General features: G+C 68.4%; 10 protein-coding genes. 3 read left to right on the top strand and 7 right to left on the bottom strand.

The genetic code is table 11. From position 1 onward, the window contains the following. Window positions 1-529: 529 nt before the first annotated feature. The 3 genes from ABZ154_RS34150 to ABZ154_RS34160 form a co-directional block, all read right to left on the bottom strand. Window positions 530-853, bottom strand: coding sequence for a hypothetical protein (locus ABZ154_RS34150; RefSeq protein ID WP_356838281.1), 324 nt, complete (start codon window positions 851-853; stop codon window positions 530-532). A 99-nt stretch (window positions 854-952) separates the two neighbouring features. Continuing rightward, the gene (locus ABZ154_RS34155) at window positions 953-2,302 is read right to left on the bottom strand and encodes a replication-relaxation family protein (protein ID WP_356838283.1); all 1,350 of its coding nucleotides are present in this window, start codon (window positions 2,300-2,302) and stop codon (window positions 953-955) included. A gap of 564 nt (window positions 2,303-2,866) precedes the next feature. After that, window positions 2,867-3,265, bottom strand: a complete 399-nt coding sequence (locus tag ABZ154_RS34160) for a hypothetical protein (protein ID WP_356838284.1) — start codon at window positions 3,263-3,265, stop codon at window positions 2,867-2,869. Window positions 3,266-3,525: 260 nt separating this feature from the next. On the opposite strand from ABZ154_RS34160, the gene ABZ154_RS34165 reads away from it, so the two are divergent. After that, entirely contained in the window at window positions 3,526-4,035 is a 510-nt protein-coding gene (locus ABZ154_RS34165; RefSeq protein ID WP_356838286.1) for a hypothetical protein, read from the top strand. Window positions 4,036-4,193: 158 nt separating this feature from the next. Here the strand turns inward: ABZ154_RS34165 and ABZ154_RS34170 are convergent, their stop codons facing one another. Then, on the bottom strand, window positions 4,194-4,601 hold the full coding sequence (locus tag ABZ154_RS34170) for a hypothetical protein (protein WP_356838287.1): 408 nt from the start codon (window positions 4,599-4,601) through the stop codon (window positions 4,194-4,196). A gap of 383 nt (window positions 4,602-4,984) precedes the next feature. Between ABZ154_RS34170 and ABZ154_RS34175 the strand changes: the two genes are divergently transcribed. Next, window positions 4,985-5,491 carry a hypothetical protein gene (locus tag ABZ154_RS34175; RefSeq protein ID WP_356838288.1) on the top strand — a complete coding sequence of 169 codons (507 nt, stop codon included), beginning with the start codon at window positions 4,985-4,987 and terminating at the stop codon, window positions 5,489-5,491. Between the two features lie 193 nt (window positions 5,492-5,684). On the opposite strand, the gene ABZ154_RS34180 is transcribed toward ABZ154_RS34175, so the two are convergent. Beyond that, window positions 5,685-5,885 (bottom strand): hypothetical protein, encoded by a 201-nt coding sequence (locus ABZ154_RS34180; protein WP_176146005.1) that lies wholly within the window; start codon window positions 5,883-5,885, stop codon window positions 5,685-5,687. Between the two features lie 454 nt (window positions 5,886-6,339). After that, window positions 6,340-6,618 carry a hypothetical protein gene (locus ABZ154_RS34185; protein WP_356838290.1) on the bottom strand — a complete coding sequence of 93 codons (279 nt, stop codon included), beginning with the start codon at window positions 6,616-6,618 and terminating at the stop codon, window positions 6,340-6,342. A 983-nt stretch (window positions 6,619-7,601) separates the two neighbouring features. Here ABZ154_RS34185 and ABZ154_RS34190 point away from each other — a divergent pair. Continuing rightward, window positions 7,602-7,802, top strand: a complete 201-nt coding sequence (locus tag ABZ154_RS34190) for a hypothetical protein (RefSeq protein WP_356838291.1) — start codon at window positions 7,602-7,604, stop codon at window positions 7,800-7,802. A 4-nt stretch (window positions 7,803-7,806) separates the two neighbouring features. On the opposite strand, the gene ABZ154_RS34195 is transcribed toward ABZ154_RS34190, so the two are convergent. After that, window positions 7,807-8,615, bottom strand: a protein-coding gene (locus tag ABZ154_RS34195; RefSeq protein ID WP_356838292.1) for an IS5 family transposase whose coding sequence is annotated in 2 segments (ribosomal slippage) — window positions 7,807-8,276 and window positions 8,276-8,615 — 810 coding nt in all. Because the reading frame shifts where the segments join, the coding sequence is not laid out codon by codon here. Window positions 8,616-9,491 lie beyond the last annotated feature (876 nt).

Consider the following 9,491-nt stretch of genomic DNA (forward strand, 5'->3'; position numbering starts at 1 on the left):
CACCGCCGGGCGGCACGCGCTGCGCGCCCACCGCCAAGGGCAGGGCGGCCGGGCCGCGTTGCGGCCCGGGGTCGGCCTTCGGCCGACCGGTGGCCTCCGCTGCGCTCCAGCCACCCAGCACACCCGGCCTGACCTCACGTCACCCGCCGTACCACGGGGTGCAGCCCGAGCAGCAGCAAGGTGAGGGGGGTGGCAGGTAGTCGGGCGGGTGACGGGCCGAATAGGGGTAGGGGTGGGTGGGTGATCCGGGTATGTGCTTCAAAGATAGCGGCTAGCTTAAGACTGGAATGGACCCGCACCACCCTTGACCAGAAAGCGGGCCATACCCCGGGAGCCCCGGAAACCTGCTGGGTTTCTCGCCACCACCTGATCCGCCCGGAGCGCTATGTGATGCGCGGGTAGAAACACGAACCGGACTCCACAACCATCCGGGGAAAGGGCAGCCGCTCCGGGCCACTTCGGGACGGGCTCGGAGCGGGCTTCCTTTTTTCGGACGCTGTGCCGCCCGCCGGTTGGAAATTGTTGCGGACTACTCGCCGGGGTCTCTGAAAACGGGTGTGCCGCGTTCATGCCTGTTCTTTTTGGGTGAGAGTTTCTCCCAGTCCCGGCGCATCGCGGATGCGAGGGAGAGATATCCGCGCTCCTGCAATGCGAGATCGGCCGCGTCCAGGTCGGTGGCGGTGAAAGATTCGCGGATCTCGCCTTCACTCTCGAGGAGGCTGACCTGCCAGCCACCGCCCGGGAGCGGGTGAGCCACTGCGTACAGCGGCGCCGGAGTCGCCCGGACGGCCTCCAGAACCTCGGGCTCCCAGGGCTCGGCGGGCACGGACGGATCAGGAAGAGAGCGGCTCATGATCCGGAATCTAACAGCGCGACACGCAGGCAGGAGCCGGTCCGGGCGTCTCTGTTCTGCCTGCCCCTGCCCGTCCTTCCCGGCTCCGGGGTGCTTGGGTCAGCGGAGGAAGCCGAAGAGGCCGTTCTTCCTGGCCTCTTCCCGGGCTGCGGCTTCTTCGGCGGCGCGTGCTTCGGCTTCCTGCTGTTCGCGTTCGGCGATGTTGGTGCAGACCGTGCAGTCGCTGCCTGGGGGGCGGGTTTCCCAGTCGTCGTCGGGGAAGACCTGGCTGCCGCAAGTCGGGCACGGCCACGCGGCGGCCTTCCGCCGGCTCTCTTCCTCCTCGCGCTCCTGGCGTTCCCGTTCCCGTTGTGCTTCGCGCTCGGTGCGGCGCTGTTCCTCGCGGTGGCGGTAGGCGCGAACGTCGTCGGGGTTGTCCAGGGCGTCTTGGAGGGTTTCCCAGCCGGGGTGGCCGTAGCGCCACCAGACGGGCCCGTGCGGGCCATGTAGGCGGAGCTGGGCCAGGGTGGTGGCCAGGACGGGGATCGTGCCGCTGTAGTCGCGGTAGCCGTCCTTGGCGGCGGGGTCGTAGCTGCTGCCGCCGCGCCGGTCGCCTCTCCAGCAGGGGATGGACAGGTCGCGGATCTTCTTCATGCGGTTCATCCGGGCCTCAGGGCTGACGCCGTCCTTCGCTAACACGAGGGCCAGGGGCGGGTGCCCGTCGCGGTCCGAGGGGTCCCACAGGGACTGCCAGAAGGGCACCGGGCGGTCCCGGTGGTCCTTGGTGGTGCGCTGGAAGAACCGGCGGTAGGACTCGATCTTCCGCGCGACCACGGCATCGGGCTCGGTGTGGTTGTCGACCTCCACGAACAGCACCGGCACCCCCGCCTCCGGCGCGGTCAGGACCGCGTCGGCGCGCAAGCTCCCCCGGGCCGGGGTGGTGAAGGTGCCCGACACCGGCAAGGGGACCTCGGTCTCCCAGCCGCGCAGGTGCCCGAGCCCTGGGGGGCGGGTCGGGAGCTCCCGGACCGGGGCGGGTGCGGTACGGCGGGCGACGGGTTTCGTCGGCTGCGGCGGGGACTGGCGGAACGCGTCGATGGTGTCCGTTACCGCCAGGGCGTGCGGGGCGCTCGCCTTCGCGGCGTCGCGGGCGGTGCCGCCGATCTCCTTCACCGGGCGGCCGAGCTCGGTCGCGGCCGAGGCGAGACCGGCCGTGGTCAGATTCCACAGGTCCCGCCACACCGGCCGCCCCGATGACGAGACGAACGAGGTGCGGCCCACGGACTCGACCAGGCCGACCGAGCGCAGGTCCTTGCAGACGTTGCGGACCGTCTGCACGTCCGCCGTGCCCGGCAGCACGAGCTGCCGCAGCTGCTCGGCCGTGGCGACCTTCACCACCCCGAGCGCCAGGAGCACCAAGCCCCGGTTCCTCGACGTCGACTTGTACGGCCACACACTCGCCCCACCCATACGGCGCTCCCTCATCCATCCCACCCGTCCCGGCACCTTCCCGATGCCGGTCGTCCCTACTGCGCGGCTGGCCGCCAGGCCGGGCCCGCGCCCCCAGCGAACACCCCGCCCCAACCAACCCCTTACCGCGACTCCCACCAGCGGAAAGAAGGGTTGTCGGCAACGCGGGCAAGCCACGAAACAAGCGCTGACCTGCACCGCAAGCAGACAACCCGGCAGTGGTGACTGTAGGGAGGAGTGCAGGAGCAACCGTAGGGACGACCGTAGGGGAAAGCATGAGGCCAAGGCGGGCTTGCCCACCCGGATCGGCCCCGCGCCACCCCCCGTACGGACCGGGAGCCGGCGGAACGCGGGGCCGGGCCCGTACGCCGCCAGCCGCGGTCCGCGCCACTCACCACCCCGTGGTGAGCACCGCGGGGTGGTGAGTGGCTGGCCGCCGTGGTGAGTTCCCGTGGTGAGTAGCCGCACCTGGCGCCCCGCGGAGCTATCTCTCGGTGGAAGGACCGTCCCTCACCCCTGTGATCGTCCGCACGCGCCCCAGCACTTCGCGAGGCACAAGAGTCTCTACATCAGGGTGTCGTCTCCTGTGGGAAGTGCTGAGTCCAGCGAGAAGCGGGGCTTCCTGTTCGCTCTACTCTGCGGCCAACGGACCCCTGCACCGGAAAGATCATCCATCGTGGTCAAACCGCTGGCGAGGATGGATTCCAGGATGTCGGCTTGCTGGGGTTCGAGGCTGACCAGGCGGGTCAGGACAGAGAGCAGATCGAGGAATTCGCCTGTCCAATCCGGGTCCCACACGATGGCGTTGACATCGTCGAGCGGCGAGCTGCGGCGGCCTCCGACCGATGCACGGTGGGGGCGGTGGGCGTGGGAAGCTGCGCGGGCCCGGGGTGGGTGGCTGGCGTATGGGCTGGTGACGGAACGCCCGCCCCGGGCAACCTGCCCCTGGTCGGCGCTGTTCATCGCCGCCTATGCCCAGCCGTGGCTCGCGCGGCAGCTAGCCACCGATCTCCGGCCGCCGGTTTCGAAGAACCGCCGCCCAGCCGCCCGTCATGACGTGCGCAGAGTCCTGGCCACCTGCGAGGCGTACAGCCGCCCCGCCCGCCACCAGAAGGCCACCACACCCCGGCGCACCCAGGAGCGGCAGACTTGACGGCTTGGGCCATGTGCAGCGGGCACGAGGCCGGTGAATTTCACGGGGTACGTCGGTGGATCTCAGTTCAGTGATCATCGCTGTTGCAGGCGTCGCAGGAACCCTGGGAGGGGCGCTCCTCACGCAGCGCGGCTCTCAACGAGCGAAGCGCCTGGAGATAGAGCTCGTTCGAGACCATGAGGAGGTTCGCGAGGCCCGCTCGCTGCGACGCACCTGCTATGTGGAACTGAACCGGGATGCGCGGCAGTTCACCACCGCACTCAACCGCCACCTGCACGTCATGAGGGAACGCGGCGTGGAGGAGGGCGACAGCGACGCCCTCGAGGAAGCGAAGGACGCGCACCGCGATCGGTACTCCGAAGCACAGATGATCGCCCCTGAAGAGGTACTCAGGTCGGCGAGTGTCGTCAACCAAGCCCTGAACAAGGTCTACGGCCAGGTCAAACGCCTCGAACGCGGCGCCCCCGAACCAGGCGAAACGATGGAGACCGCGGCCCAGGCCCAGCACGAGGTCTGGGAGATGCTCCGAACGATGAGAACCGCTATGCGCCACGACCTCGGTGTAACGCAAGACAACTGAGAGCCGGCGCTCAGCCGAGTACGGCGGCCACCGTGGTGAGTGGCGTGGTGCGGGCGCTGTGACCAGCCGTGGTGAGTGGGGGCGTCTTGCGTGCTCACGGGCTTCTGACCTGCGGTGGTGAGTGGAACTCACCATGGCTGCCCTGTGATGGTGGGAGGTTAGGGGTGGGGGACGACCACGACCTGGACGTCGTCTTCGTAGATGACCCGCCCTGGATCTGCGGAGCGCAGGAGCTGGCATTCGACGCCGTGAGCGGTCAGGACCTGGAGATAACCGGGGACCCGCTCAAGCAGGTGCGTGGCAGTGGGCTTGAACCATGCTGCGGCGCCGGGGTTGATCTCGTGGTCGTAAACGGTGGGGTCGAGGGTCGAGGGGTCGGTGTACGCGACGTTGTACCAGCTGTTGTTGCTCCGGCGGAAAGCCTCCTGCTCCACCGTGAGCCTCCCCTCCCGCGCCAGGGAGTTGATCAGCCCGAAAACGCCGGTGAAATGCCCCCGCCGGTTCCGGTACGGCGACTGAAACCACACGTAGTGCACAACGTCACTGCCCCTGTCAGCCAACTCCATGAGCGCATCTTCGCACCCCCGCGCCTCGCGGGATCCTGCCCCCTCCCGCCACCGCGGCGTCAGTTGGTGTTGAGGACCTGGAGCTCCCCGATCCATACCGTCCAGGCGGTGGCGCGGGTCTCGGTGAACTCGCAGAGAGCCCCGGACACGGGTGCTGCGTATGCGGCAGCACTGAGTCAGTCCGACGTCACTGCTGATCATCGATGTGCAGGTTCGCCCTCTCCGTCCGCAAAGAGGGTGCCATCCTGCGCGGCATGAGAGCGATACATGGGGTGGGGACTGTCGCGGCCGGTGTTGTGGCGGCGGTCGTGTTGTCAGGATGCGGCAGTGATGACGGGAAGCCTGGGGCTGCCGTGAGTCCCTCTGTTGCGCCAAGCACGGAGGTGGCGGAGCCGGAGGAGCCGGCAGCGGACCCGGAGCCGGTGTATCCGGTGGGACCGGAGGGGGAGATCGACGAGCTGGCGGACGAGAAGGGTTGGTTGGTCGGTTCGGGGTCGGCGTCAGGGTTCGTGCAGGACATCTGCGATTCGCTGCCGGTGAGCGCGATCGATGGGGCGTCTCGGCCGCAGTGGCTGGCCGAGTCCGGGCAGATGGACGGCGACAACGGCAAGGCGTTGTTGGTGGGGGTGCCGAAGCTGTGCCCGAAGTGGACGAAGGCCGTCAAGGAGGCTGCGTCCGGCTCGTACGAGCGGTGGTACGGGGACGGGACGTACGTGGTGTCGTCGAAGATGCCGTCCGCTGAGGAGCTGTCGGAGGGTGAAGGCCTGCCGATCCCGCCGGATACCTACCGGGCCCAGGGGCGGATGGAGGACTGCTACTGGGAGCGGACGTCGAAGGGCGGGGAGATCATCGACAACCAATTGCGACGTCGGCACAGTCGATCACCGTGACGATCGCCCCGTCGGACGGGCAGTTCACGGCGGAGCGGTGCGAGGTATGGAAACCGGTGAAGTAGCCACCGGATCTTCGGGACGCTCCGCGTCTAGCTGAAGAAGCCGACCTCACCCTCCTCGATCTTCTGAAGGGGCAAGGTCGGCTGCGTTTCACGAGGGCCCTGCCGTCACGACGGCAGGGCCCGTTACGTTATCGCTGGGCGATCAGCCAGACGATGACGAGGCCGGCGGCGAAGTCGCCGAACCGGTACGCGACGCCGCACAGGAAGCTGTTCTGAACACTGCGTTCAGGGCTTGCGAACCATTTACGCAGGTGAGCGACGCCGGTGGTGAGCGCCTTGTTCAGGCGGGGTGCGCTGGGCCCGCGTGGGGGTTTCGCGTTACTCTGCATGTGGAGTCCTTCCGTCTTGCCGATGCTGGGACACCGCTCAAGGAGCTAGCTCCCTCGACTCATGGCCTAGGAACCTGTCGAGGAAGTGGGGCTCCTTTTGCGTTACGCAGGAGTCTACTTCGGGGCACCGCCAACACGAGGCGCAGCACTGTATGAGGCGCCCAGCCCGGGACAGCGGCGAAAGCGTTGGAGGGAGCCGTTCGATGCCTTTCGGTGCCGCTCGGTGCCGCTCGATGCGTTTCGATGCCGATCGGTGCTGCTCGGTGCGTTTCGATGCCGGTCGGTGTTCCTCTGGAATGTCTATTGCGTGGCTTCAATGTGACGAGCGGCACACCCTGGGCGAGTCGCCCTACTGCCTCCCACTTCTCTGACTGGGAGGCAGTACGCGCTGTTTCAGGGCACGTTGAACCACCGGACAGCAGTTGATCGTGCCGGCGCCCGAAGGACATCCGGCTCATCGCCTAGTCCTCTTCAGCGCCACCAGCAGCAAGCTCCCGAGCCCGACGATGGCGGCGACGGCTGCCCATCTCGCCGTGATCGCGTCGCTCCACCGCGGGGACTGGTAGCCGAGGTAGACGGAGACCAAGACGAGACCGGCCGCTATCAGCAGGCTGATCAGAGCGACCACGATCCGCACGGGCCAGTCCTGGTGCACGGCGGGGGCAGGCGCTGCCGGCGGCGCGGCAGGGGCGACGTTCTGCGGGGTGGCAGAAGGCGCGGGGGCGGTCGTCATGAGCACGTTCGTTCGGGTATCGGCGATAGGTGAGGCGGATCGTGGGGCACGGGTCCCTTTGTGTCGCGGGGCGGCCCGGCAGCAGCGGCGCGGCCCTCACGTGAAGCGCGTGGCTGTGCCGGGCAGCAGAGTGCGGGAAGCGGGGGTTAGCGGGTCAAGTCCCGGTGGACGGGGCTCATTCGACCGGGGCGGGCAGGCGTATTCAATGCTTTGACCTGCGGTGTTGCTATTGAACGGGTGGTGCGTGGCTGCTACGGGCACAAGGGCTCTCCCTCTGGTAAGGCGCCCGGTGGTGAGCGCGGGGCCCACGGTCCGCGCTGACGGCCGGTCGATCCAGTTCTCGCGAAAATCCGTTCCGGGCCCGGCCGGGGGGCTGATGACGAGGTGTCGGGGCGGATACGCGAGGACTGGACAAGCCGGTGGTCGGGGCTGCTGGACGCACCATGCGGTGTGGCCGGGTAAGCGGCGCAAGTCCCGTCCGGCGGGACTCATGGGCAACTAGAGGGGCTGGTTCTCTGGGCGGGGCGCAGGCCGGTCGGGGCTGCTGGCAGCACACTGCGGCGGAGCAAGGAGCGCTCCCCCCTTTGGCTCCCTTGCCTTACTTATGGGGTGGAAAAGCCGGGGTGTGACGGCAGAAGGTGTACAAGTTCGGTCGCGGCCTGCGGGAGCACACTGCACAGCGGCGGGCTAACTGATCGTTTCAGAATGCCGTCCTGCGGAGACACCTGCGGCCCATGGAACAATCCCTTCAGTCATGGGCTGTGGGGGGATGGCGCCGTATGGAACGGGTTGAGGCTGCACGAGACCTTGTGCTCGGCTACGTCCGCGCTCTGAACGCGGTTGACGAGGCCATGAGGGCAGCGATGCCCTCACTTGAACGACTCGCAGATGTCCTTGGCCTGGTCCGTTCGCGCCGGATCATCAGCCGGAGTGGGCACGTAGGCACCTACTCCTACAAGGTTCATGGTGCAGGGTGCCGCTTCGTGAGCGACAACGGCATCGAGGTCGATGTGGACTTCGCAGCCGACGGGAAGGAAGTCTTCGATCTGTGGCGGCTGCGCTGCTACGGGCTGAGCCTGCCAGAGCCTTTTGACGTCACGGATGAGGACCTGCAGTCCGCCGTGCGGTTGCTGCAGCCGCTTCTGACCGAGGTGCGGCCAGGGTGGTTCAGCGTAGCCAGCTGATCGCTCAGGCTGAGGTTCGCAGGCGGCGGAGGCATATGAGGCTGCAGGCCAGTTCGAGCAGGCCCTGGTGGAGATCGGCTCGTCGCTCGTAGCGGGTGCGGAGCCGTTTGAACTGGTGGAGCCAGGCGAAGGTGCGCTCGACCACCCAGCGCACTCTGCCCAGTCCGGAGCCGTGGGCGACGCCGCGTCGGGCGATCAGCGGTTTGATGCCGCGCTTCCACAGCAGGCGGCGGTACTTGTCGAAGTCGTAGCCTCGGTCCGCGTATAGCCGCCGGGGCTTGTGGCGGGGGCGTCCCCGCAGCCCTCGGATCGGCGGGACCGCGTCCAGTAGAGGTAGGAGCTGAGTGACGTCGTGCCGGTTGCCGCCGGTGAGCGTGACGGCGAGCGGGGTTCCGTGGCGGTCGACGATCAGGTGGTGCTTGGAGCCGGGGCGGGCGCGGTCGACGGGCGAGGGGCCGACGTGATCCCCCCTTTGAGGGCCCTTACGTGCGAGCCGTCCACGGCGCAGTCGTCCAGATCCAGCAGGTCGGTGCGGCGAAGTTCGGCCAGCAGGGCAGCGTGCAGGCGCGGCCAGACGCCGGCCTCGGTCCAGTCCCGCAGACGGCGCCAGGCCGTCACTCCGGAGCAGCCCACCGTCTCCGCCGGGACGTCGCGCCAGGCGACGCCGGTCCGCAGGGCATACATGATGCCGGCGAGAGCAGCCCGGTCCGGAACGCGAAGCCGCCCGGGATGCCGGCGTCGTCGTTCGGGAGCGGGTGGCAGCAGCGGGGCCACCCGCTCCCACAGGTCGTCAGGAACAAGATCAACTCGCACCCCGGACACCCTGCCGACCAAGATCGACAAGCACAAGACCCGCAGCTCAACTCATTCTGAAACGATCAGTAAGCCGCGCAACCCCCGTTGTTATGGGAGGGCGGCCCGGTGTCGGGCGGGTGGTGGGACGGAATCGCGGTGGCTGGACAGTCGGGTGATCGGGACTGGTGAGAGCACTCTGCAGCGGATCGGGGTTAGTCCCGCAAGCCCCCGCCGGGCGGGCTGCTGACAACACCGTGACGGGACGGGGCGGTGGTGGGCGACAGCGCCACAACACCGACTTCACCGCCCCCTTGGTGGTGCGGGCAGGCACCACCGCGGTGAGGGAGAGCACTAGGTGCTCTCCCTCATCCAGTTGCGTCGGTGGCCCGCTCGCCGGTGCTCGTACGGCCAGGCGGGCGCCGCATAGCGCGGGAGCCGGCACCGGGGCGGGCGGCTGCGGGGTTGGCACGTCCGCGCCAGGCTGCCGCCGGCCCGATCCGGTCCACCAGGAGCAACGGGTGGCGTTCGGGGGTGCCCGGGTCTCTGCCCGGGCACGCCTTGGCCGTGGGGCCTCACCGCTCCTGGTCGTCCTTCCCGGCGTCCGTGCGGGCGCGGTGGACATCAAGGGCGAGCTGGGCGAGGGCGGCCAGGGCGCCGATAGCGGCGATGGCGGTGTTGAGGTGGTCGAGCATGAGAGGTCCTCCCCGAGTGGTGCCGCGGAACGGGGGTGTTCGGCGGCTGATGGGAGGTGACTGTGCGGGTGGATCGGGCCGTCCGGGAGTCAGGGGCCGGACAACGCTGAAGCTTCCCCTTGATTGTGGACACCTGGAGACTGGGACCCGAGGTTCCAGAGGAAGTAGCACCAGGTGGGAAGCAAGTACACGAAGCGGTACA

The sequence above is a fragment of the Streptomyces sp. NPDC006261 genome (assembly GCF_040613515.1).
GTDB lineage: Bacteria > Actinomycetota > Actinomycetes > Streptomycetales > Streptomycetaceae > Streptomyces.

Excerpts from the sequence above, each read along its gene's own strand:
- ABZ154_RS34150 (WP_356838281.1), bottom strand. The coding sequence starts at position 853 with ATGAGCCGCTCTCTTCCTGATCCGTCCGTGCCCGCCGAGCCCTGGGAG.
- ABZ154_RS34155 (WP_356838283.1), bottom strand. The coding sequence starts at position 2,302 with ATGGGTGGGGCGAGTGTGTGGCCGTACAAGTCGACGTCGAGGAACCGG.
- ABZ154_RS34160 (WP_356838284.1), bottom strand. The coding sequence starts at position 3,265 with ATGAACAGCGCCGACCAGGGGCAGGTTGCCCGGGGCGGGCGTTCCGTC.
- ABZ154_RS34170 (WP_356838287.1), bottom strand. The coding sequence starts at position 4,601 with ATGGAGTTGGCTGACAGGGGCAGTGACGTTGTGCACTACGTGTGGTTT.
- ABZ154_RS34180 (WP_176146005.1), bottom strand. The coding sequence starts at position 5,885 with ATGCAGAGTAACGCGAAACCCCCACGCGGGCCCAGCGCACCCCGCCTG.
- ABZ154_RS34185 (WP_356838290.1), bottom strand. The coding sequence starts at position 6,618 with ATGACGACCGCCCCCGCGCCTTCTGCCACCCCGCAGAACGTCGCCCCT.